The 24,144-nt window shown below is 69.3% G+C and carries 12 protein-coding genes; 7 read left to right on the top strand and 5 right to left on the bottom strand.

What is annotated here, in order from left to right:
• Nucleotides 1–10: 10 nt before the first annotated feature.
• Nucleotides 11–2,548 (top strand): RTX toxin, encoded by a 2,538-nt coding sequence (locus WME75_RS32385; protein ID WP_437479076.1) that lies wholly within the window; start codon nucleotides 11–13, stop codon nucleotides 2,546–2,548.
• Nucleotides 2,549–2,810: 262 nt separating this feature from the next.
• Here the strand turns inward: WME75_RS32385 and WME75_RS32380 are convergent, their stop codons facing one another.
• Nucleotides 2,811–2,966, bottom strand: a complete 156-nt coding sequence (locus WME75_RS32380) for a hypothetical protein (RefSeq protein ID WP_437479075.1) — start codon at nucleotides 2,964–2,966, stop codon at nucleotides 2,811–2,813.
• Nucleotides 2,967–2,995: 29 nt separating this feature from the next.
• Between WME75_RS32380 and WME75_RS32375 the strand changes: the two genes are divergently transcribed.
• Nucleotides 2,996–3,184 (top strand): hypothetical protein, encoded by a 189-nt coding sequence (locus tag WME75_RS32375; RefSeq protein ID WP_437479074.1) that lies wholly within the window; start codon nucleotides 2,996–2,998, stop codon nucleotides 3,182–3,184.
• Between the two features lie 172 nt (nucleotides 3,185–3,356).
• The gene (locus WME75_RS32370; protein ID WP_437479073.1) at nucleotides 3,357–3,713 is read left to right on the top strand and encodes a hypothetical protein; all 357 of its coding nucleotides are present in this window, start codon (nucleotides 3,357–3,359) and stop codon (nucleotides 3,711–3,713) included.
• A 60-nt stretch (nucleotides 3,714–3,773) separates the two neighbouring features.
• Here the strand turns inward: WME75_RS32370 and WME75_RS32365 are convergent, their stop codons facing one another.
• A complete protein-coding gene (locus tag WME75_RS32365) occupies nucleotides 3,774–5,114 on the bottom strand; it encodes a CotH kinase family protein (RefSeq protein ID WP_437479072.1) in 1,341 nt (446 codons plus the stop codon).
• A 620-nt stretch (nucleotides 5,115–5,734) separates the two neighbouring features.
• On the opposite strand from WME75_RS32365, the gene WME75_RS32360 reads away from it, so the two are divergent.
• The 4 genes from WME75_RS32360 (at nucleotide 5,735) to WME75_RS32345 (ending at nucleotide 9,350) form a co-directional block, all read left to right on the top strand.
• Nucleotides 5,735–6,613 carry a hypothetical protein gene (locus tag WME75_RS32360; protein ID WP_437479071.1) on the top strand — a complete coding sequence of 293 codons (879 nt, stop codon included), beginning with the start codon at nucleotides 5,735–5,737 and terminating at the stop codon, nucleotides 6,611–6,613.
• Between the two features lie 123 nt (nucleotides 6,614–6,736).
• On the top strand, nucleotides 6,737–7,216 hold the full coding sequence (locus tag WME75_RS32355; RefSeq protein ID WP_437479070.1) for a hypothetical protein: 480 nt from the start codon (nucleotides 6,737–6,739) through the stop codon (nucleotides 7,214–7,216).
• Nucleotides 7,217–7,617: 401 nt separating this feature from the next.
• Complete coding sequence (locus tag WME75_RS32350) at nucleotides 7,618–8,553, top strand: glycosyl hydrolase family 18 protein (protein WP_437479069.1); 936 nt, start codon at nucleotides 7,618–7,620, stop codon at nucleotides 8,551–8,553.
• 137 nt (nucleotides 8,554–8,690) lie between these two features.
• Nucleotides 8,691–9,350, top strand: coding sequence for a DUF4360 domain-containing protein (locus WME75_RS32345; RefSeq protein WP_437479068.1), 660 nt, complete (start codon nucleotides 8,691–8,693; stop codon nucleotides 9,348–9,350).
• A 517-nt stretch (nucleotides 9,351–9,867) separates the two neighbouring features.
• Here WME75_RS32345 and WME75_RS32340 read toward each other — a convergent pair.
• The 3 genes from WME75_RS32340 to WME75_RS32330 all read right to left on the bottom strand — a co-directional run bounded on the left by WME75_RS32340 (nucleotide 9,868) and on the right by WME75_RS32330 (nucleotide 24,131).
• A complete protein-coding gene (locus WME75_RS32340) occupies nucleotides 9,868–16,281 on the bottom strand; it encodes a toxin TcdB middle/N-terminal domain-containing protein (protein WP_437479067.1) in 6,414 nt (2,137 codons plus the stop codon).
• A 298-nt stretch (nucleotides 16,282–16,579) separates the two neighbouring features.
• On the bottom strand, nucleotides 16,580–23,002 hold the full coding sequence (locus tag WME75_RS32335) for a toxin TcdB middle/N-terminal domain-containing protein (RefSeq protein ID WP_437479066.1): 6,423 nt from the start codon (nucleotides 23,000–23,002) through the stop codon (nucleotides 16,580–16,582).
• A 16-nt stretch (nucleotides 23,003–23,018) separates the two neighbouring features.
• A complete protein-coding gene (locus WME75_RS32330) occupies nucleotides 23,019–24,131 on the bottom strand; it encodes a hypothetical protein (RefSeq protein WP_437479065.1) in 1,113 nt (370 codons plus the stop codon).
• Between the last annotated feature and the right edge of the window lie 13 nt (nucleotides 24,132–24,144).

The raw sequence follows: 24,144 nt of genomic DNA, 5'->3' as shown, positions 1-24,144 counted from the left end.
TAGAAGAGGCTTGACTTCGTGCCTGCGCGCGAGGGGCGGCGAGCGTCTCTCGACCCTGGCCGCGCTGAACGTCCTGGCGCTGTTCTTCCTCGGGTGTGTCGGCGAGATGCCGAGAGAGCCGGAAGCGGACAGCAGCGAGCTCACCGCGGTCTCGCAAGGTCTCCGCGACGACGACGCGCCGATCAACGCCATCCCCGACGACACCATCCTGACCGCCGGCGCCGGGCACGCCTGCGCGCTGAGACCGGACAGCACCGTGCATTGCTGGGGGAACAATGACCACGGCCAGGCGACGGCTCCCGAGGGCACGTTCGTCCAGATCAGCGCCAGTTGGCACCACACCTGCGGCGTGAGGACAGATGGGATCGTGGACTGCTGGGGGTGGAACTTTATCGGCGAAGCGGACGATCCCCCGGGCGTGTTCCTCCAGGTCAGCGCCGGTTCATCCCACACCTGCGGGGTGAGGACGGACGGCACGGTTCACTGCTGGGGGAACAACGCCCACGGCCGCGCGACCGCTCCCACCGGCACCTTCACGCAGGTCAGCGCGGGCGGCGAGTTCACCTGCGGGGTGATGACGAGCGGCTCGCTCTCGTGCTGGGGGGCCAACGACGTCGGACAGACCATCGAGCCTACGGGCTTGTGGGTCCAGGTCAGCGCCGGCTCGAAGCACGTCTGCGCGCTGGAGTATGACGCCTCGGTGCGCTGCTGGGGGGACAACAGCTATAACCAGCACGCGGAGTCTGCAAGCAGCTTCTTCCAGATCAACTCGGGCTACAACAACACTTGCGGGGTGAGAACGAACGGCACGGTGGCCTGCTGGGGGTCTAACAACGAGGGCGGCGCGACGGACCCCCCGGGTGGTTTCACCCAGATCAGCACACACGCCGGCATGACGTGCGGCTTGAAGGCGGACGGCTCGGTGGACTGCTGGGGTTCACTTTCAGTTGACCCGAGCCCGCAAGCCTTCGGTCCCGTCGCTGTCTCTGCGGGGGGCGCGCACACCTGCGGGTTGAGGACGAACGGCACGGTGGTCTGCTGGGGCAGCAACACCTATGCCCAGTCCACGGAACCGAGCGACGCCTACCGGCAGATCAGCGCCGGCTCTTACCACACGTGCGGCGTGCGGCAGGACGGCTCGGTCAACTGCTGGGGGGACAACACCACAAATCAGTCCACGGATCCCCCGGGCACCTTCGTCCAGGTCAGCGCGGGCTACTACCACAGCTGCGGAGTCAAGACGGGATGGGGCTCTGTGGACTGCTGGGGGCTCAACGGAGACGGCCAGGCTGAGGACCAGACCGTCGAGTTCACCCAGGTCAGTGCCGGCGGCTTCCATACCTGCGGAGTGAGGCACAACGGCAACGTGCTCTGCTGGGGGCGCAACGGAGAAGGCCAGGGCACGGACCCGCCGGGCACTTTCACCCAGATCGGCTCGGGCATGTACCACAGCTGCGGGCTGAAGACAGACGGCACGATAGGATGCTGGGGGCGCAACACAGAAAACCAGTCCTCGCCGCCGTACGGCACCTTCACGCAGATCAGCATCGGCAATTACTACGGCTGCGGGCTGAGGGTGGGCGGCACGGTGACGTGCTGGGGAAGTAATACCTCCGGCCAGTCGTCACCGCCCAGCGGGATCTTCCTCCAGATCAACGCCGGCGCCACGCACGCCTGTGGCATCACGGCGGACGGGCGTGTGGCCTGCTGGGGAGATAACTACGCGCAGAAGGCCGCGCCGCAGACGGACACGTTCACGCAAATCAGCGCGGGTCTCGACCATGGCTGCGGGGTGAAGACGGATGGCACGAGCTACTGCTGGGGGCGCAACGATTACGGGAAGGCCACGCTGCCTGCCGGCCTCACGCCGCCCCCGAGCTTCACCCAGTTCAGCGCGGGCAACCTTCACTCCTGCGGGCTGACGTCCAACAACAAGGTGTACTGCTGGGGCGATAATAACTGGAACCAGGCCACCAATCCGCCTGGAGACTATGCTCAGATCGATTCGGGCTCGTTTCACAACTGCGGCGTGAAGACGGACGGCACCGTGCACTGCTGGGGAAGCAACGGCAGCGGAATGGCCACGGCTCCGTCGGGGACCTTCACCCAGGTCAGCGCGGGCTGGAGCAACTCGTGCGGGGTGAGGACGGGCGGGGCGGTGGACTGCTGGGGAAGCAACAGCAACGGAATGGCCACGGACCCGCCGGGGACCTTCACCCAGGTCAGCACGGGCTGGTACCACTCGTGCGGGCTGAGGAGCGACGGCACGGTCGACTGCTGGGGGAGCAACGCTGCTGGCCAGGCCGCGGAGCCCGCGGGCACCTTCATCCGGATCGGCGCGGGTAGAGATCACACCTGCGGGCTGAAGGCGAACGGCACGGTCGATTGCTGGGGGAGCAATTCGTACGGCCAGTCCATCGACCCCACGGGCACCTTTGTCGAGATCAGCGTGGGTACCAACTTCAACTGCGGGCTGAAGACGGATGGTACGGTGTACTGCTGGGGGGATCACGACCACGGCCAGCTCTGGCTCTCAATGGCACATTAGACCCTCTCCACGGCTGCAGTCGACGCTCCTCGGAAGGCGCGTGAAATTGGGCAGGCCGACCCCTGGGTCCCCGGGCCCGAGGCGGGGCGAGCGCGGAGGATCTATATCGTCCGCCACATCCGCGGTCAGGGGGTCACGACCCCGATGCTCGAGCACCTCATGCACGCGACGATGATCCTCTCCGATCGCATCGTGGTACTGGACGATGGCAAGCCCATCGCCGAGGGGAAGCCGCGGGAGGTCGCCGGCGGATAGCACCTCTTCATCGTTTTCTCCCCTGATTGTTCGACCACCAGCACGCGAGCAGCACCATCGGCAACGCCAGCAGGTCGCGTGAGCCCCGTAGGCTGAGGAAGCTCACGAGCTCGGGCTCGGTGAGCGCGACGCCGTCGACCCGGGCCGCCAGGAGGTCGCTCACGAGATCGTCCCGCGCCGCGGCGCGGCGCGATGACCTCCAGGAGGTACTGCTCGAGCTCGACGATGGTGGCGCGGATGCCCGGCCTCATCTCCGGCGTGGCCGCGGCGGTGGCGACGACGTCCGCGGTCCAGCGCTGGAAATGGGCGCGCAGCGCCGGGTCGAGGCCGAGGAGTTCGGCGATGGCCGCCGCCGGGATGGGCATCGCGAGCTCGGCGTAGAAGTCGAGCTCGCGCCAGGGGCGGGGTGACGATTCCGTGATCCCGGCGCTCGGCGCCGAACATGGCGCCGGGAGACCACGATCAGCGCGAGCGGAGCCGGCCACCCTGCTCGCGCGAGGTGGACATCTCACCACGTCGCGCTCCTGCGAGCGCTCATCAAGGAGGAATCGCCATGCGCAACATTCTTGTCTTCGTGTTCGTGCTCGTCGTTGGATGCGGCGGTGATGATCAGGCCGCCGGCAAGGTCGCCTGCGAGCTCAGGTCCTCCAACGCGAGCGGTGTGACGGTCCATAGCTGCGGCGAGATCGAGACCGACGACATCGGCGAGCAGGAAAGCCAATGCAAAGATTCCGCAGACCTCGAGGCCACGCTCGTCGATAGCTGCTCCACGGACGACGTGCTGGGTACCTGCGTCCTCACCCGCGGCGAGGAGACGATGACGATGTACTATTACCGTGCGGAAGGGTTCACGGAGGAGGCCGCGAGGCTGATCTGCGAGGCAATGAACGGCACCTGGACAGCGCGCTGACCGGAGGCGGTGTCAGAGCGCCCTGAGGCGCCGAGGCGCTCCGCGCGCGCGGCGGACCCCTCAGTCGCCGCGCTCCGCGCGGGCCGCGTCGTCGAGGAGGCGCTCCATGCGGCTGCGCATCTCCGATAGTTCCCGCGTGAGGCTCGCGACGTCCTCGTCCCACGTGAACAGGGGGAGCCCGCGCGCTTCTTGCGCGAGGGAAGGGCGAATCAGCTCGGCGTAGCGGTCCACCTGCTCCTCGAGCCGCCCTTCGCGGAACGGGCCCTCGAGCAGGTCCCGGACCGCGCTCCGGTAGCCTGCGAGGTCCTGGTTCAGGGCGCTGAACAGCACGTCGCAGCCGGGCGCGCGCACGTGCGAGCTGCCATCCAGGACCGCGATGTCTTCGTCGCACGGGTCCGGCGTCTCCGTCCAGTGAGGCACCGTGCCGAAGTAGCGCCGGCTCCACACGCTCATGGTGTTGTCGAGATCCCACGGGACGAGGCGGAACCTGCCCGACGAGGGCTCTTCATAGACGAAGTAGTTGTGGTTTGCTGCGGAGCCCTCCTCGTCGACGTAGAAGGTCGTGACCCCGTCCCAGTTCAGGATGGCGTCGTCGACCGCCATGTAGCGGTGCAGCTCCTCGACATCCATCCGCGTCGACAGGGCGGCGAGGCGCTCCGCACCCTCGGTGGACGCGAGCTCCTCCGCGAACGCGCTGAAACGATCGTGCTTGGCCTTTTCTTCGTTCGTCGCGATCTTCTCGGCGTAGTAATCGGGGTCGACCGTGACCGGCCAGGCCGCCTCGTGGAGGCTGCCGTCCGGATCCTCGGGAAACTGGTTCTCCGTGAAGCGGCCGTCGGCGTCCTCCACCATCGAGAAGAGGCCCAGCGGCTCGCCGTTCACGTACAGCGTGGCCCACGCGCTCCTCGGGGCGACCACGCCCATGTCCCTGTAGAGATCGTAGCCGAGCCGCTCGTGGAGCTTCGTGGGGTCGCGAATCATGGAATGGAAGTTCAGGCGCTTCTGTCGGTAGAAGCGCTTTCCGTCGACGTACTCGTCGAACCTCACCTTCATGCTGAGCTTCGGGCAGGGGAGCCTTTGCGGCTCCTCGAAACACAGCTCGAGGCTGCCGTAGCCGCCCTTGAAGCGCGGGCCCACGAGGCCCAGGCTGCTCTCTTTATAGCAAGCCTCCGCCTCGACGTACTCCTCATCGAGCGCGTTCGCCTGGAGCTCCGCCCAGGTCTCGTCGCGAAGTCGGAAGTCGAAGCGCGCGACGTCGATGGCTGCGTACAGCGCGTTCGGGTCGCCGTCGGCCACCGCGGCGTTCGGCGGATAGCACGGCAGCGTCGCTCCCCGCCCGCCGTTATCGGCCGCTTCGTCCCCGCAGCCCGCGCCCAGCGTGGAGAGCGCCAGCGCGAGCAATCATGTTGCCGCGCGGCGTGCAATAGCGAGGCTGTCGCCGTCTCGCGGTGAGACGCTCGTGGCGAACGGCGTGTGTCGAGGGAGCTCGTGGCGGAGGCGTGGAGGTCCCCGTTCGGAGTGGCCATGGCAGAGGTGTCGCGGTCGGCACGCCCCGCACATTCCGCGGGCACCCAAAATGGTAGCTTGGTCCGGCGGGGGCCTCTGGCCTCTTTCGCAGAAGATATCTTACGTTACCTGTCCTTGACCGTGCGATGCGCCTCGCATTTCCTTCCCGCTCACGGCGAGGGTCGAGGAGCACGACGGCGGCTTCGACGACTCGTGGAACCTCGTCGGAGAGAAGACGCTCGTCTTCGGCCCCGACGAGCACTGGGGAATCGGCGCACATCGCATCGGGCTCGAGAGCGACGAAGGCAAAGTCGAAGTGCTGCTGCAAATCACCCGCGAGACGCTGCCCATCGCCGCAGACGCAGGACAACCGACGTAAGCGACCGAGGTGTGGCGCCCCGTTCACGCGTCGCGTCTCGCGCCACGATTTAGGCGGAAAATTCGCATGGATCGGGGAGGTACGAGCTTTGCTTCCCACCGCCGTCATGAGTCACTGCTTTCGTTCGCTGGTTCTCGTGGGGGCTCCTTTCATCTTCGTCGCGGGCTGCGGCGGATCGGACGGCGACACGATCGCCGAGCCCACCGCGGCGCCGGCAACCCCGTCGACTCCGGCGGAGGTAGACACCACCTATGAACAGATCGGGCGCGGCTGCGGCGACAACGGCTCCCTCGTTCGCTCGCTGACGCACGTCCCCGCGCTCACCACCAACAACCTCTGGATCGCCCCAGACAACGACGCCGCCGGCCTGGCCGCGTCCAAGAACGACAATGCCTGGGGAGCGAGCGTGGGCGTCTACGAGCTCGGGTTCGAGTCGAGCGGGGGCAACATGGAGAGCCGCTCCGCCGAGCAGGCCGCACGATGCGACGCGGTCAGCGAGATCTTCGACCCCGCCGGGGACGGTGCGCGGCAACGCTTCCTCAACGTCCTCGTCTACGCCGGCGATCACCCGCACGCCGAGGCGATGCCCGCCGAGGGTCTCCCCGCCGCGGTCGAGGCGCCGGTCCGCCTGAAGGGCTATCTGGACGTGGCCGCGGGCACGCGCGAGGAGATCGAAGACGGCGTCGTGTACCGGGACGCGCAGCACCAGTACCTGCCCATCTACGTTCGCTGCGAGGAGCCCATGAAGATCACCTACGAGGAGCGCCTGTTTTCGCGCGAGGAGGTCGAGGCGCTGAAGATCGACACCCGCATCTGTCGCCCCGTCGCCGAGGACGGCTACGGCTGCCTCTTCGAGCGCCCGCAGCCGATCGAGGGTGCGTGCACGTTCGTGGCGGCCGACGCGAAGTACGTGGCGACGAGCGGCGAGGAGCACAACATATCGCTCGGTGGCCGAATCGAGCGCGGCGAACAGCTCAGCTACAAGATCACGGTCGACCGCTTCGCCTTCCGCTGAACGAGGGTCCTCGGTCAGGGAGCGTAACGTCGGAGCGCGTGCACGTGCACCGGGATGCGCTCGAGGGCGCACCGACGAGAAAGCTTCACCCTTGATGTGCGCGAGGGCGGGGTGTCCCAGCGCGTGATCGAAGAGGCGGCGCCACGGCGCGATGCCGGCGACAGCGGCGTGACCAGCGACCAGTTCACCCAGCATAACGGCAATGCGTTGTGGCACATCCCCGACGTGGTGGTCGACAGCCCCTCCGTCGATAGCTTCAGCCCAGTAGTGTACAGCCATACGGTAGGATGCCTTCCGCTTGGTGCTACGTCGCGGTACGCGCCGGCCATGGAAGGCTCGGAGGAGATCGTGACGGACCCGGGCCTCTGCGACCCGCAGGCAGACATCGCGGCCGGCAGGCTCACCGGGTCCGGGATCAACCCCGATCTCGAGGAGCAGGTCACCTGCGATCCCGAGATCGCGCCCTGCGTGCTCAAGGAGCTGCCGGAAGCGCTGCGCCAAGGCCGCTCATCGGCACGCCACCCCGGCGACCGCCGCGCTTCGTACCTCCAGCGTCAACACCGCGTCACCCAGGTAAATCCGTGGTCCCGCGACCACGGATGATTTCGTCGCGGCAGGAAATACCACGCCTCGGTACATGGTTAACCCGTTCGTAACCGCATCATCACGCGGCGGACAAGCGAACGGGCTGAACACGCCCTGATCAAATAATCTGAAGGGCTGGTCCCCGTCGCGCCATCAAGTCCATGAGCTGCCCGGATCCGGGAGGCGAGCTGTCCTGTGTGCTCTGGGCCGATGTGCGAAAGGGTTCTACCATGCTGCATAATTCTATCTTCACTGCTGCCAGAATGTCTTTTCTCCTTGTCGCCATCGCCGCGGGCGGAATCGGATGTTTCGATTCCGGGTCGTCGCAGGGCGAGGCCGATGTAGGGCACAACGAATCTGCCGTGTGCGCTGGCTCTCCGGAATGGCAGGAAGGGCAATGGTACGAGGAGGGTACCATTGTGAATTACCAGGGATCGGCCTACATCGCCGAGCACGGCAATCCCGGCTATATCCCGACGGTCAGCACGTACTTCTGGGACCCGCACCCCGGCTGCACTGACACCCCCGAGCCCGGCGCGGTCGGCGCGCTCCCCGCGAAGGTCGTCGCCGGCTACTACCCCAACTGGACGCCGTCGCCCGTCCGCATCCGCGACATCAACAGCAATTACAACCTCATCTACCTCTTCGCCGCGCATCCCGTGGGAGGGCAGCCCGGCACCACCGGCGCCGTCACCTGGACGCCGCCGGGCGACGGCATGGGAGCGGCGACGCACCTCAAGGAGGACATCCAGTACGCCCGGACGACCCAGGATCGCAGGATCATCCTGTCCATCGGCGGCGCCGGCCAGGGAATGAGCTTCCCGGACCGCGGGAAGTCGCAGACGTTCGTCGACAGCGTGGTCGGCATCTACAACGATCTGGGTGGGTTCGACGGGATCGACTGGAACACCTTCGAGGCCAACCAGAACCCCGACACCGAGGAGATGATCTGGATCAGCCTGGAGCTGAAGCGGCGCTTCCCCGGCTTCATCATCACCGCGCCTCCGGCGCCCTGGAACCAGCGCGACAAGGATTTCTGCAAGGTGATGGTGGACGCCGGCGCCATGGACTACGCCGCCCCGCAGTACTACGACGGTCCCGACCTCGACCAGCAGTCCTACATCGTGGACAACGTGGACCAGTGGGTCCGGCTGCTCGGTCCCACGCACGTCGTCGTGGGCTTCGGGATCTGGGACGCGGAGCACTACATGTCGATCGACGAGGCGATCCCCACGTGGAACGAGGTCGAGGGCAACCACCCGACGCTCCGCGGGGCGTTCGACTGGCAGATCCACACCGACGAGAGCCAGGGGTGGCCGTTCGCCGACCGCATCGGGCCTCTGGTCACGGACTGAAGCGACGCCGCGCGGCCCCTCCGGGGGTAACTCGTGCGTGACAATCTCCTACGGTCTGCGGGCGACGTGTGTCGCACGAATCGATAGCTCAGAGCTGCATGTCGCGCCGGCTTGTCCGGTCACCATGAGAGGACGTTATGAGACGATTTCAACTTGCCAACGAGCTTTTAAACCGTCATGTTCGGTCGTGTCTTGCGATGCTGCTTTGCTCCTCCCTGTGCGTCGCGTGCGCCGACACCTCCGACGAAGTCGAGATAGTGGAGAGCCAGCCGGCCGCCCTCGACGACGGCGACGTGCCTGACCCGAGCCAGGTCTCGATCAAGGCAACTGCCTCCGGCTGCGGAACTATGAATACGCAGGTCGGGGCTATCAACACGGAATACGCACTCACGTTCGATGACGCTCGCGGGGGCCGCGACGACTTTGGCACATACGACGTCGCTTGTGACGTCGAGGTCACCTATACGTTTCCAGCGGGCTACACGTTCGATGCGCCGTCCTTGGATGTGTTTGGTGACGTGTATACCGAAGACGCAGCTGTCGTCACGGTTCAAGCAAGCCAATCACTGGCCGGCACGGCCAGCGTCTCCAAGACGTTTGAGAACATCGACACGGACGTCGAAGGGGTGTTCGAGCTGCTCTCTATGCCTGCCGGGGGACAAGCGGGCAGCGCCCCGTGTGGTGCCACCTCGGCTACGGTCAACGTGCAACTCCGCGCCACGGTCGGTGGCACGGGAAGAGCGTCCGTCGAGTTTAACTATATGGATGGGCTGATCCCCTGGCGCCGCTGTCAATGAACCGACCCAGGGCCTGCCGTCGCGTCAACCGCTCGCGCTGTCTTGTCACCCTGCAATCAGGCCGCGCTCAAGTCCCAGCGAAAACCCTTCCCGGGAAGCACGCCAGTAGGGTGCGGCTATACGGTAGGATCCGCGCTGCGTTCTCCTACGAGGACCGCCCGGGGCGACAGGCGAATTGAAACCGCCAGAAAGAGCGGAGTTCGATCCACCGAGGCGCCAGGCTCCTCGCGCGCCTTTGGACGAGCTCCCGCAGGCTGTGGCGTGGAGGCGGACACTTCGATCTGTGTGTAAGCTGTTGATATGGCGTCGCTTTTCCAGGGGGCGTGCCGCGACCACCCTCCAGGGCGTGTCGTGGGGAGCGGGGTCCGCGATCCGTCGCACGGCCCGAGGCCGGCCCGCACGGCCGGGCGCCAGCGAGCTCGCGCTCGCCAGCGCCGCTGTCGATGGGAACGCCGGCACCCACGCTGCGCGGCACGGGCCCCCTCGATAGCGACCTCGGCCGCCATGAAGAACCCAGCTATTCGCCGTTCGTGCTGGTGGCGGCCCTGAGAATGGCGTCCCAGCTCCGGCGGCCGTTCGGTCGCGGATCGACGCTGGCGCCGAGCGACGCGTCTCTGGCCCCTTGATTGCGCTGCCCGAGCGACGCGAACCTCCTCGCGACGCGCAACGTCCGCTCGACCCAACGCAACGGGCCGGAAGTCGCGCGGGCGCTCCTCTCCCTGGTCTCACTCAGGTTCCGCTGAGGCCGCGCCTGCGTCGACAACTGGAGCCGCGCTTGCGTCGACGATGCGCCAGCCTCGGTGGTGCGATCCATCGCAGCCTCCGGCCCGTTCATTGGCCAATTCGTAGGTTCGGCGCCGTGCTTGAGCTCGAAAATCGCGTGCTGGATGTAGTTGTGGAGCCATCTCCTCAGGAATGAGCCCACCTTGCTGGGCCCGCGGGGCGCTCGCATGGGTTTGCTCAGGGTCTGGCGCCGCGCCACCGCCGATGAGCTGGTCGGCGAGCTCTTCGCGAGGCCCGACTCGTCGATGAAGGTCAGGGGGTCGTGCGCCGCGTAGGCGTACGCATGGCACTCGAGCAAGCGCGTCACGCAGAGCTCGGGCTCCACGAGCGCGTACGGGTCCGGCGTCGCGAAGCTCGCGAGCGACGGGACGTACTCGCGCGCCCCCATGTGCACGAGCCCCGTGTCGGGATCGCGCAGCTGCCCCGTGAACCCGAACACCATCTCGGTGCTGTCGAGCCCGGACGACCTGTCCTCGATGCCCTGAGCGAGCGCGCCAAACGGCGTCGGATCGGCCGAGAGGACCGCCTCGCCGCGCTCGTCGACCACGCGCCGCACCACCCCGAGCTGGTCGTCGACGAGCCCGAAGACGCGCGTCTCGTTCACGAGGAGGGCGACGCGCCGATCCTCGAGGCGCACGAGGCTCTGGCGCTCCACCCCGTCGTCGCGCGTGGTCCGCGTGGGGTACACGACGAGCGACGCTGGGACTTCGCGGTCCCCTTCGCGACGGAGCGCGCGCCTGGAGATCCGCTCGCCGAACGCGTCGTACCCGTAAACGACGGCCCCGCCGTCGACCTCGACGCGCCTGAGCCGCCCCCAGGGGTCGTACGCGGCGCGGCGGAACGGCCCGAAGGAGACGAGCCGCCCGAGCTCGTCCAGCTCGCCATGGCCCCCGTCCGGCAGCGGCAGCACGTCGCGCCCTGCCTCACCGACGAAGGGGTGCGCCTCCGTCCCCTCGCCGAACGCGTCGACCTGGCCGGACGGCGTGTACCCGTAGGTGTGGGCCACGCCTGGGGCGACCGCCCCGAGGAGCTCACCGCGCGCGCTGTACGTGTACGAGGTGACGCGAGGAGCGTGGCCGCCGACGTCGCCGGCGCGGGGGGCGGCGTCCCGCGCCGCGACGATGCGCCCGTCCGCGCGGCGGTCGAAGGTCACGTCCTGCAGGGCCCCTCGATCGCACGGAGCCGGGCCGTCGCCCGCGCACGCGCCGAGATGCGTGAGCTGCCCCGAGCTCGGGTCATGGCCGACTTGACGGTGCAGGCGGGCGGACGGGACGCGGTAGCCCGCGAGCTCGCCGCGGGCGTCATAAGCGATGTCCGCGAGGAGCGGGACGGCCGCGCGCCCGCCGGCCGACCACGCGATCGACGAGGGGGCGCCACCCGGGGTGCGCGCGAACTCGAGCGTGTTGCCGAACGGATCGCGGTACGAGGCGAGCGTGCCGTCGAGGCCGTACGAGAGCCGCTCGTCGTAGGCGCGGCGCGTATCGTCGGCCTCGAAGGTCGTGCGCCGGCCCGTGACGCGACCGTCGCGCCCGTACTCGAACGCCGTGTACAGGCGGTGCCCGCCCACGCGATCGATCACCGTCGCGCCGACGAGGCGTCCCACGAGCGCGGGCTCTTGCGGTTCGCCGTCGCGCGCGTCGTAGGCGAGCTCGATCTCATCCCAGCCCTCCGGGCGCGAGGAGGACGACGCGAACAGGGTGCTTGTGCGGTCGAGCGCGTCGTAGGTCGCCTCGATGCTCTCCGAGGCCGTGAACGCGCGATCCCAGGTGCGCTGCTCGATCACGCGCCCGCGCGCGTCGCGGATCCACATCCGCGTGATGCCGCCCGGCAGCGACGTCATCGCGATGTCGCCAGCCGAGTCGTAGGCCACGCGGCGCGGCGCCGCGGAGCCCGCGAGCACGATCGCGCGCAGGCCCCCGCGCTCGTCCCGCTCGTAGCGATGCACCTGTCCGAGCTCGTCGACGATCGCGTGGACCTCGTCCCCCTCGCGCGCGATCGTGAGGCGCGTCTCGACCGCTGCTCCCTGTCCTGCGCCGAGGTCCCTCTCGACGCGCTGGCCCCACGGCTCGTGGGCGATGCGCGTGACGAGGCGCGCCGCGTCGGTGCTGGCCACGACGCGCCCGAGCCCGTCGTAGACGGTGCTCGTCCCGCGCGCCGCGCCCTCGGGCGGCGAGGGAAAGCGCCCCTCGTCAAAGGCCGTGCCGATGCCCACCTCGCTGGAATACGGGAGCGCTTCGAAGACGCGGTCGCCGCGGCGCCCGTGGCGGGCGAACGAGACGATGCGTTCGCCCCCCGCCTCGTGCGCCACCGCCTCGCCGAGGACGAGGCCGTCGGCGCGGAAAGCGACGAGGCGCTCCACGAGCGCGCCGTCTGCCGCCGCCGCTGCGCGCCGCTCCGCGAGGCGAAGGAGCGCGGGGCCCTTGTCGCGCGCGTCCCGGTACGAATACCTCGCCTCCGCACCGCTGGAGCGCGCCACGCGTACAGGGCGATGGAGGGCGTCGCGCTCGGTGAGCTCCACGTCGCCCTGCGGCGTCCGGACATGCGTGGGCAGTAAGCTCCGCGCCGGGACGACCCCCTCGGCCTGCGGGGCGAGCGTCGTCAGCGCGCATCCCGCCGTGCCGTAGCAGGTGTGCGTGGCGTGGCCGAGGGCATTCCGCGTCTCGACCAGCATGACGCCGGTCGCGTCGTAGACGCTCGTGTCCAGGGGCCCGAGCGCGTCCGAGGTCTCCACCACATTGCCGAAGACGTCGTACCGGGCGACCTGCACTCGCGCGCGCGGCGCCTCCAGCGGCGCACGCACCGCGGCGGGCAGTGCGGCGAGCGCCTCTGCGTCGACGAGGAGAGGCTGGGTCGTGCGGATCGGCAGCGGAACGTCAGGGCCATATTCATAGGATGTCCTCCCCAGCACCCGCCCCGACGGCCCCGCGAGCAGCGACTGCTCCCGCACCGCCGTGAGCACGCCGCGCGCCTCCCAGCCCGCGTCGTACGCGAAGGTGCTCACGTAGCGCCGCGCCGGTACCTCCGTCCCGCTCGGCCCGGCGAGCGCGGGCGCCGAGTCCTCCTGGCGGACGAGCCGGTTGTAGGTCGTGTCGTACGTGAAGGTCTGCGTCACGGTCGCCGCCTCCGCGCACGGCCCCGCGGCGCACGCGGGCGGGCAGCCCGCCCCGCTGCACTGCGTGTCCCGCGCGCTCGTCCGCCGCAAGAATACCGGCGTCTTCGGCCCGGGCGCCGGTGGCACCAGGGTCCAGGTCTCCTCGCGCACCCCGAGCAGCGCCTCGACCTCGTAGGGCTCCTCGCTCCAGGTCTCCGCCGTGTGCGACACCCCCTCGATGCCGCTCGGCCACATGCCCGCGCCCGCCGCGATCCGCGCGGCCTGCGCGCCCGAGAGCCGCGGGTGAAAGACCTCCTCGGTGCGCAGCTTGCCGGCGAAGAACCGCCTCACTTGCGCAGCCGCCGAGGAGACCTGGTAAGCGCGCCGGCGAACGACGCTCGCCGAGCTGTCGTCGCCCACATCGAGCTCCTCGCATTGCCCGAAGCCCGCGAAGTTGCGCTCTCGCTCGTTGAAGTAGGGCGCGTGGTACTGAAACTGCTGCGCCCGCGGCGGCTCTGCCCCCACCGCCGTCAGCTGCCGCTTCACGACCGTCACCGGATACGGCAGCGCCCGCACCCGCGCGTCGTCCCGGCCGAAGCGGCGGGCGTCGCGGATCAACTCATCCGTGCTCGTCGCGTACTGCACCGCGTGTCTGAGCCCAGGGCCCTCCTCCGCCTCCGACAAGAGGTCAGGGCCGATCAGGTTCTTCACCCCGTCTCGGTTGAAATCGATGACCTTGATCCGGCCTCCGCCCGCGTTCGGCTCATAGACGAGGATCTCCTCCGCGCCGTCGGCGTCGATGTCCAGGACCCGGGTGTTCCACTTGTTCTCCGGATCGACGGACACCCCTTCGTCCAGCGGCACCCGCCGCTCGGCGGCGAAGCCCTCCTCCCCTCGTCCGAGCCACACGCCGAGCTCGTTGGCCGCCGCCGTCACGTTGACCAGGTCCATGTCCCCGTCGCCGTTGACGTCGATCAGCCACATCGCGTTGATGTTCTGGCTCGCCGAGAGCCCAGGGACCGACACGAAGCGGCCCTGCGCGCACACCGGATCGTTCGCGCTCGGGTCCCCGAACAAGAGCGATCCGGTCGCGAGCTTCGCCACCGACGACGAGCCTGCTGCGTACGCGGTCACCTTCCCCTGGTTCTCGTAGACGCAGATGCCCTTCTCTCCGGCTCCGCTCGACCGGATCACCGCAAGGTCGATCAGCCCGTCGCCGTTTGCGTCCAGGAAGCGATAGGCCGGGTTGTCGAGCTCCGTCCCCGCCCCTTGCCGGTACGGGAAGGTCAGCTCCTTCAGCGCCTTGAACGACAACGCGCTGGCGCTCGGCTGCGTCACGTTGATGAACGCCGTCCACGTGCTGTCCGTCGACCCGGCCACCGTCGTCAACAGGTCCGCCTTGCCGTCGGCGTTCAGGTCGACGGCCTGCGTCCGGCCGCGCGCGAACCGCGAGAGCTCGACATCGACCAACGTCGAGCTCGGCGCCGCGGCGAACGGTCGCGTCCGGTCCCCACGGCCCGCATGGTGCGCGAGCTCCGTTCGCGTGCCCGACGCCGTCGCCTGCACGAGGTCCGTTCGACCGTCGCCGTCGAAGTCGCCGGGGAGGAACACGCCCGTCGCCTGCGCCGCTGCGTCGAACCGCGGAACGTCGCTCCGCGACACCCCGCCGACGGTCCGCTCCACCGTGAGCGGCGCGCCGCTGGTCGTGAACAGGCTCGCCTCGGCGAGATCACCGCTGTTGTACGACGGCACGCTGGTCGCCTCGCGCGCCGAATACCGCACGATGTCCGCGAGGCCATCCGAGTTGATGTCCATCAGCTCCGAGCCGCCGCTCGGACCGAAGCCGGAGACGTCCGGCACGTCCATGTCATAGACCAGCTCGTGGCCGGAGAGGTCGTCGGCTGCCCACGCCGTGTAGCGGAACCGGATCAGCGGCTCGGCCGGCGTCGGCCGATCGAACGGCGCTTCGCTGCGCCCGAACCGGTACACGCCCAGCAGCTTGCTCTCGCTGCTGAGGGCGGCCGCCGTGCGCTGCCAGTCCGACTCGAAGTCTTCGCTCGCCAGCGCCTGACAATCCGCGTGCGTCACCACCTCCGGGCCGCCCTCGCCGTGCACCGCGTGCACGAAGCACCACGTGTACATCGGCTCGCCGTCGAAGCTCGCCGTCAGCTTCGTGTAAAGCTGCCCCGGCCCCTGCGGATAGCCCATCAGATGGCTCACCCGTCCTTCGGTCCGCGGCACCGACTCCAGCGTGTACACCGAGCGTCCCCCGGCGAACCGCACGCTCCTGAGGTACGAGCGCTCGCCTTCCTTCGTGTACTCGTACGACACCGCGTCGCCCGTCGGCGAGATGGCGCGGATGAGCGGCCACCGCGTCGGGAAGAACCCCTGCGCGACCGCCACCCCCTCCGCGACGCTCGCGTCCTCGCTGTAGATCTCCCGCCGGCCGTCCGGATACACCACCTCGAATCCGGTGAACGCCACGCTCTGCAGCGCGCCCGACGCATCGCGCATCGCCACGGTCCCGCCTTGCGGATACCGGTAGAGCCGGACGGTCGTCTCCGCGGCGTCGAGCCGGTATTCGATTTTCGTCTTGCCGCTCACCGTCTCCTTCTTCACCCAGACCAGACGCTCGGCGCCCAGCGACAGGCGCGCCGTCACATCCTGCGTGTCCGCCTCGCGGCCCCGGTACGGCACCCCCAGGTCCGTCGTCATCTGGATCGAGGGCACGCTCAGGCTGAACCCCACGCCGAACCCTTGCGAGAGGTCGGCGGGCGCTTGCGCATACGACAGCGCCACCCCCGCATCGGAGGATACGCGCCTCGGCAGCACCGGAAACGAGAGGCTCGCCGAGAGCTCACCGCGATCCGGCGAGACCGTGACGCCGAGCCCGAGCTGCGGCCCAAGCGCCGAGACATCGCTGGGCGACCCGCCCGCTGACGACGCCTGGCGCGACAGCTCCTCCTCGGAGCTCGTGACGTCGTCCCCGGGAACGTTGCCCCCGCATGCGGCCAGCGCGAAGGGGAGGCCAAGAGACCACAAGATTCTTCGTTTCATCGTGCGTCATCCATCGAGGTGTGCCCCCGGCACGCGCTCGGCATGAGGGGCAGGAAAGCACGAGGCGGATCCGATGCATCGGACTTGACCCTTCTGACAGGCGCGTCCGAGTGACCCGATCCGCCGTCGTGCTCACGCTGGCATCACCGCCTACGACGAGGACCTGCGAGCGGTATTGATGTCAAAAGGACCAGCACCGGTACCGGTCGTACGAATCGCGCGATGCGGCGCGCCGGACCCGGGGCAGGGGGGAGCTCTCGGCTCCCCCCTGGCGATACGACCCAGGCGCGTGATGCGCTCACTCGAACGGATTGCTCGAGTCGACATTCGGCTCGGGGAGGCGCTGCGCGAATGCGTAAGACAGCCACCCTCGGATACGCGGATCGACGCTCGCTATGCTGCGAGACACCGTATCGAAGTTTTGAATCTCTGAGCGGAATATCTCCACCTCTGCGTGCTGTGCTTGGACGTGCGCGCCCAGCGTCGTTGTGTTGTACAGGCGACTACGGAAGTCGGGATTGGTTTGCGTTTCCCGAGCAAGCAGCGCAGCCGGCCTGTCGGAGACACCATACGGGTGGAGCGTGTCGAGCAATTGATTCACCTGTCTCACGGCAGAGGCATAGTTTCCGTCGACCGCCAGAACTGACAGTTGTCGATCGAGCTCTGCGCGGATCTGGGAGTTCCACCCATTCGATGGAGCGTGCGAGGTCGTGCTCGAAGAAGCCGCCCCCGACCCGGAGTGCGACGTCCCCTCCGTCTGCTGGTGATTCGTCGACGACTGGCCGTGCTGGCGGTGGTGCGACCGGTGGTGGCGCGACGAGCGGTGTTGGCTGCTCTCTCCATTGCCCATGAGACCGGCTTCATCGGTGAAGTTGACCGGATCGTGCCCCACGTACGTGTACGGGTGGCACTCCAGCAGGCGGTCCACGCAGAACTCCGGTCGCATGAGCGCATACGGATCGGGGGTCGCGAAGCTCGCCAGCGTCGAGACATACTCGCGTGCGCCCATGTGCACGAGCCCCGTGTCAGGGTCGCGCAGCTGGCCGGTGAAGCCAAGGACCATCTCGGTGCTGGCAAGCCCCGATGACGCGTCACGGATACCCTGCGCGAGCGTCCCGAACGGCGTCGGGTCGGCCGAGAGGACCATCTCGCCACGCTCGTCGACCACGCGCCGCACGGCCCCGAGCTGATCGTCGACGAGCGCGAGCACGCGCGCCTCGTTGACGACGAGCGCGACGCGCCGCTTGTCGAGGCGCACGAGGCTCTGGCGCTCCACCCCATCGTCGCGTGTCGTCTGCGTGGGATAGACGACGAGCGACTCCGGGATCTCGCGCTCTCCCTCGCGGCGGAGCGAGCGCCTCGAGACCCGATCGCCGGCGACTTCATAGCCGTAAACGATGGCCCCGCCGTCGACCTCGACGCGACGGAGCCGCCCCCAGGGGTCGTACTCGGCGCGGCGGAACGACCCGAACGCGGCGAGGCGCCCGAACTCGTCCACTTCGCCAGGGCTCCCCTCCGGAAGCGGCAGCCCGCCGCCCGCGACATCGACGCTGAACGGGCGCGCCTCCGCCGCCTCGCCCAGGGCGTCGACCTGGCCGGACGGCGTATACTTGTAGGTGTGCGCCGCGCCTGCCACGACAGCCCCGGTGAGCTCGCCTCGCGCGCTGTACTCATACGACGCGACATCCGATGCGTCTCGCGCGGCGATGATGCGCCCGTCCGCGCGACGGTCGTAGGTGATATCCTGGAGCGCTCCGCTCGCGCACGACGCCTCGCCCGCGCACGCCTTGAGCTGCACGAGCTGCCCCGAGCCCGCGTCATAGCCGAGCTGCCGGTGAAGCCGCGCTTGCGGGATACGGTAGCTCGCGAGATCGCCGCGCGCGTTGTACGTGATGTCCGCGAGGAGCGGAACGGCCGCGCGCCCGCCAGCGGACCACGCGATCGACGAAGGAGCCCCCGATGGAGTGCGCTCGAAGGTGAACTCACTGCCAAACGGATCACGGTACGAGGCAAGCGTCCCGTCGAGGTCGTACGTGAACCGCTCTTCGTACTCGCGGCGCGCGTCCTCGGCTTCGAAGGTCACCCGCCGGCCCGTGAGCTGACCATCGCGGTCGTAGGCGAAGGCCTCATGCACGCGGTGCCCGTCCACGCGATCCAGGATCGTCGCCTCGCCGAGGCGCCCGATGAGCTCGGGGCGCGCCTCATCCCCGTCGCGACCGTCGTAGGTGAGCTCGATCTCGTCCCAGCCATCCGGGCGCGACGACGACGACGTGAAGACAGAGATCGGGCGATCGAGCGCGTCATAGGTCGTCGCGATGCTCTCCGAGACCCTGGACGCGCGGTCCCAGGTGCGCTGATCGGTCACGCGCCCGCGCGCGTCACGGATCCACAGCCGCGTGAGGCCGCCGGGGAGCGACGTCATCACGACGCTCCCGGCCGAGTCGTAGGCCACGCGGCGCGGCGCCCCGGAGCCCGCGAGCACGATGGCGCGCAGACGCCCGCGCTCGTCCCGCTCGTAACGATGCCCGTGCCCGAGCTCGTCGACGATCGCGTAGATCTCGTTGTTGCGCGCGACCTCGCGCCGCGTCTCGCGGCCCGCTCCGTGCCCTGCGCCGAGGTCCCGCTCGATCTGTCGGCCCCAGGGCTCCATGGCGACGCGCGTCACCAGACCCGTCGCGTCCGTGCGGGTCGTTCGGCGCCCGAGCCCGTCGTAGACCGAGGTCTCCCCGCGCGCCGCGCCCTCGGGCGGCGAAGGGAAGCGACCCGCGTCGAACGCCTCGCCAACGGACATTTCGCTGGAGTAAGGGAGCGCGTCGAAGGTCAGCTCGCCGCGGCGCCCGTGGCGGGTGAACGAGACGATGCGTGCGCCCCCCGCCTCGTGCGCCACCGCCTCGCCGAGGACGAGGCCGTCAGCGCGGAAGGCGGCGAGGCGCTCGACGGGGGGGCGCCCCGCCTCCGCGCCTTTCACGACGATGCGGACCAGCGCGGGGGTTTGCGCGCCGGCGTCGCGGTGAGCGTAGCGGCTCTCTGCGCCGCTGGAGCGCGCCACGCGCACGACACGATGGCGAGCGTCATACTCGTTGAGCGTCACGTCGCCCTGCGGCGTCCGGTGATGTGTGGGGAAGATGCTCCGCGCCGGGACGACGCCCTCGGCCTGCGGGGCGAGCGTCGTCAGCGCGCAGCCCGTCGTGCCGTAGCAATACTGCGTCGCGTGACCGAGCGCGTTCCGCGTCTCGAGCAGGAAGACGCCGGTCGGGTCATAGATGTTCGTGCTCAGGAGCCCGTGCGCATCCGAGCTCTCCACCGCGTTGCCGAACGCGTCGTAGCGGTACGCCTTCACCTGCGTGCGCGGCGCCTCCAGCGGCGCCCGCACCGCGGCGGGCAATGCGGCGAGCGCCTCCGCCTCGATGAGGAGGGGCTGGGTCGAGCGGACCGGCAGCGGATGGTCGGCTCCATACTCGTAGGACGTCTTGTCCAGCACCCGCCCCGACGACCCCGAGAGCAGCGCGATTTCCCGTCGCGCCGTGAGCACGCCGCGCGCCTCCCAGCCCGCGTCGTACGCGAAGGTGTTCACGTGACGCCGCGCCGGCACCTCCGTCCCGTTCGGCCCGGCGACCGCGGACGCCGACTCCTCCTGGCGGACGAGCCGGTTGTAGGTCGTGTCGTACGTGAAGGTCTGCGTCACGGTCGCCGCCTCCGCGCACGGCCCCGCGGCGCACGCGGGCGGGCAGCCCGCCCCGCCGCAATGCGCGTCCCGCAGGCTCGCCTGCTGCAGAAACGCCGGCGTCTTCGGCCCGGGCGCCGGTGGCACCAGGGCCCATTTCTCCTCGTGCACCGCGAGCAGCGCCTCGACCTCGTAGGGCTGCTCGCTCCAGGTCTCCGCCGTGTGCGACACCCCCTCGATGCCGCTCGGCCACATGCCCGCGCTCGCCGCGATCCGCGCGGCCTGCGCGCCCGAGAGCCGCGGGTGGAACGACTCCTCGGTGCGCAGCTTGCCGGCGAAGAACCGCCTCACTTGCGCAGCCGCCGAGGAGACCTGGTAAGCGCGCCGGCGAACGACGCTGGCCGAGCTGTCGTCGCCCACATCGAGCTCCTCGCACTTACCGAAGCCCGCGAAGTTGCGCTCTCGCTCGTTGAAGTAGGGCGCGTGGTACTGAAACTCCTGCACCCGCGGCGGCTCTGCCCCCACCGCCGTCAGCTGCCGCTTCACGACCGTCACCGGATACGGCAGCGCCCGCACCCGCGCGTCGTCCCGGCCGAAGCGGCGGGCGTCGCGGATCAACTCATCCGTGCTCGTCGCGTACTGCACCGCGTGCCTGAGCCCCGGGCCCTCCTCCGCCTCCGACAAGAGGTCAGGGCCGATCAGGTTCTTCACCCCGTCTCGGTTGAAGTCGATGACCTTGATCCGGCCTCCGCCCGCGTTCGGCTCGTAGACGAGGATCTCCTGCATGCCGTCGGCGTCGATGTCCAGGACCCGGGTGTTCCACTTGTTCTCCGGATCGACGGACACCCCTTCGTCCAGCGGCATCCGCCGCTCGGCGGCGAAGCCCTTCTCCCCTTGTCCGAGCCACACGCCGAGCTCGTTGGCCGCCGCCGTCACGTTGACCAGGTCCATGTCCCCGTCGCCGTTGACGTCGATCAGCCACATCGCGTTGATGTTCTGGCTCGCCGAGAGCCCAGGGACCGACACGAAGCGGCCCTGCGCGCACACCGGGTCGTTCGCGCTCGGGTCCCCGAACAGGAGCGATCCGGTCGCGAGCTTCGCCGCCGAGGATGAGCCTGCCGGATACGCCGCCACCTTGCCCTGGTTCTCGTAGACACAGATGCCCTTCTCTCCGGCTCCGCTCGACCGGATCACCGCAAAGTCGGTCAGTCCATCGCCGTTTGCGTCCAGGAAGCGATAGGCCGGGTTGTCGAGCTCCGTCCCCGCTCCCTGCCGGTACGGGAAGGTCAACCCCACGAGCGGCTTGAACGACAGCGCGGCGGCGCCCGGCTCCGTCACGTTGATGAACGCCGTCCAGGTGCTGTCCGTCGACCCGGCCACCGTCGTCAACAGGTCCGCCTTGCCGTCGGCGTTCAGGTCGACGGCCTGCGTCCGGCCGCGCGCGAACCGCGAGAGCTCGACATCGACCAACGTCGAGCTCGGCGCCGCGGCGAACGGTCGCGTCCGGTCCCCACGGCCCGCATGGTGCGCGAGCTCCGTTCGCGTGCCCGACGCCGTCGCCTGTACGAGGTCCGTTCGACCGTCGCCGTCGAAGTCGCCGGGGAGGAACACGCCCGTCGCCTGCGCCGCTGCGTCGAACCGCGGAACGTCGCTCCGCGACACCCCGCCGACGGTCCGCTCCACCGTGAGCGGCGCGCCGCGGGTCGTGAACAGGCTCGCCTCGGCGAGATCACCGCTGTTGTACGACGGCACGCTGGTCGCCTCGCGCGCCGAATACCGCACGATGTCCGCGAGGCCATCCGAGTTGATGTCCATCAGCTCCGAGCCGCCGCTCGGACCGAAGCCGGAGACGTCCGGCACGTCCATGTCATAGACCAGCTCGTGGCCGGAGAGGTCGTCGGCTGCCCACGCCGTGTAGCGGAACCGGATCAGCGGCTCGGCCGGCGTCGGCCGATCGAACGGCGCTTCGCTGCGCCCGAACCGGTACACCCCCAGCAGCTTGCTCTCACTGCTGAGGGCGGCCGCGGTGCGCTGCCGGTCCGACTCGAAGTCTTCGCTCGCCAGCGCCTGACAATCGGCGTGCGTCACGATCTCCGGGCCGCCCTCGCCGTGCACCGCGTGCACGAAGCACCACGTGTACATCGGCTCGCCGTCGAAGCTCGCCGTCAGCTTCGTGTAAAGCTGCCCCGGCCCCTGCGGGTAACCGATCAAGTGGCTCACCCGCCCTTCGGTCCGCGGCACCGACTCCAGCGTATACACCGAGCGTCCCCCGGCGAACCGCACGCTCCTGAGGTACGAGCGCTCGCCCGCCTTCGTGTACTCGTACGACACCGCGTCGCCCGTCGGCGAGATGGCGTGCACGAGCGGCCACCGCGTCGGGGAGAAAGATGATGCGCCCGCCACCCCCTCCGCGACGCTCGCGTCCTCGCTGTAGATCTCCCGCCGGCCGTCCGGATACACCACCTCGAACCCGGTGAACGCCACGCTCTGCAGCGCGCCCGACGCGTCGCGCATCGCCACGGCCCCGCCTTGCGGATACCGGTAGAGCCGGACGGTCGTCTCCGAGGCGTCGAGCCGGTATCCGATCCTCGTCTTGCCGCTCACCGTCTCCGTCTTCTCCCAGATCAGACGCTCGGCGCCCAGCGACAGGCGTGCCGTCACATCCTGCGAGTTGCTCAGGCGAGCACGGTAGGGCACGCCCCAGTCGGTCGTCATCTGGATCGACGGCACGCTCAGGCTGAACCCCACGCCAAACCCCTGCGAGAGGTCGGCGGCCACGGCCCCATACGACAGCGCGACCCCCACTCTGGAGGATGCGCGTGACGGCAAGGCGGGAAACGGAAGGCTCGCCGAGAGCTCACCGCGATCCGGCGAGACCGTGACGCCGAGCGCCGGTCGCGCCCCCAGCGCCGACAGATCGCTGGGCGATGGGGCCGTCGACGACGGCTGGCTCGAGAGCTCCTCCCCGGAGCTCGTCACGTCGTCCTCTGGTAGGTTACCTCCGCACGCGATCAGCACGAATGCTAAGCCGCCAGGCCATAAACTTCTTCGCTTCATCGCCAATTCACTCCTTTCAACGAGTAACCGCCAAGACCTTCTCGACGAGCGCCCGCGCGGCGCCCTCCGCGCCGATGCGCCCATCGGCAAACTCCGCCCAGAGGGGAGCGAGGGCCGTCTCCGCGGCGCGCACGCTCGCCCGATCCATCGAGACCGCGGGTGCGCGCAGCGCGCTCTCCTGCTCCACCTGCTCGGGCGCCCTGGCGTCCGCGCCGCCCTCGGCCCCGCCCGGCGGCTCCGACAGCGGCACCTTCCCGAGGGCGGCGAAGACGCGCTTCTGCCCGTCGCCGCGGAGATAGGCGATGATGCCGACCGCCGCGCTCGCCTCGCGATCCTTCAGCGCCGGCGCGCGCTGCACGCCGTACGTGCGCCGCACGCCCCTGAGCGGCGGCCCCCCGCGCGCGAGCGACGGCAGCGGCGCCACGCCGAGGCGCTCGCCGAGCGCGCGCCGGAGCTCGGGGATCCGCCACTCGCCGAGGATCGCGAACGGCGCCTGCCCCTCCACGAGCAAGCGCGCCGCGCAGCCCGACGCGCACGCGTGAGGCGAGAGGCCGTACGTGAAGCGCAGATCACCGAGGAGCGCGAAGGCGTCCTGCGCGATCGTCTCTGCTGCCTGGGACGGCGCCTCAGGCCAGAAGACGTCCGAGAAGAACGGGAGCAGGTGATAGGCCTCCTCGGGGAGCGCGAGGCCATACGCCACCTCCCCCTTCGCCTTCATCGAGAGCGCCTGCGCCACGAGATCCGGAAAGCTCGCCGGCGGCTCGGCGACGCGGCTGCGGTCGTACGCGAGCACCGCATAGTCCGCGGCGAAGAGCGGTGCGACGGCGCCCGCCTCCGCGGGCTCGAAAGGACGCAGGACGAGGTGCGCGCCGCGGGCCCCCGCGAAGCTCTCCTCTGCCGCGAGGGGCCTGTAGGTCACGCGCACGCGCACGCCCGGCTGCCCCTTCAGGTAAGGCTGGAGGAGGTCCTCGACGCGCGCCCCGAAGTCAGCGCTCACCGACTGCGCGAGCTCGAGATCGACCCCTCGATCGATCTCGGCGCGGCGCAGCACGACGTACGCGAGCGACAGCGCGAGCGACACGATCCCCACCGCCGCGGCCGCGGCGACGATTCTCTTTCTCTTCGTCATGGTCCTTCTCGCC

This window comes from Sorangium sp. So ce1014 (assembly GCF_051521505.1).
In the GTDB taxonomy this organism is placed as follows: Bacteria; Myxococcota_A; Polyangia; order Polyangiales; family Polyangiaceae; genus Sorangium.
The sequence above is the reverse complement of the archived record's forward strand: the minus strand, read 5'-3'. Positions and strand labels throughout refer to the sequence as shown.

What these genes read in the sequence shown, in the direction of transcription:
- WME75_RS32340 (WP_437479067.1), bottom strand. Translation starts at nt 16,281, where the DNA reads ATGAAACGAAGAATCTTGTGGTCTCTTGGCCTCCCCTTCGCGCTGGCC.
- WME75_RS32375 (WP_437479074.1), top strand. Translation starts at nt 2,996, where the DNA reads ATGACCTCCAGGAGGTACTGCTCGAGCTCGACGATGGTGGCGCGGATG.
- WME75_RS32370 (WP_437479073.1), top strand. Translation starts at nt 3,357, where the DNA reads ATGCGCAACATTCTTGTCTTCGTGTTCGTGCTCGTCGTTGGATGCGGC.
- WME75_RS32345 (WP_437479068.1), top strand. Translation starts at nt 8,691, where the DNA reads ATGAGACGATTTCAACTTGCCAACGAGCTTTTAAACCGTCATGTTCGG.
- WME75_RS32330 (WP_437479065.1), bottom strand. Translation starts at nt 24,131, where the DNA reads ATGACGAAGAGAAAGAGAATCGTCGCCGCGGCCGCGGCGGTGGGGATC.
- WME75_RS32335 (WP_437479066.1), bottom strand. Translation starts at nt 23,002, where the DNA reads ATGAAGCGAAGAAGTTTATGGCCTGGCGGCTTAGCATTCGTGCTGATC.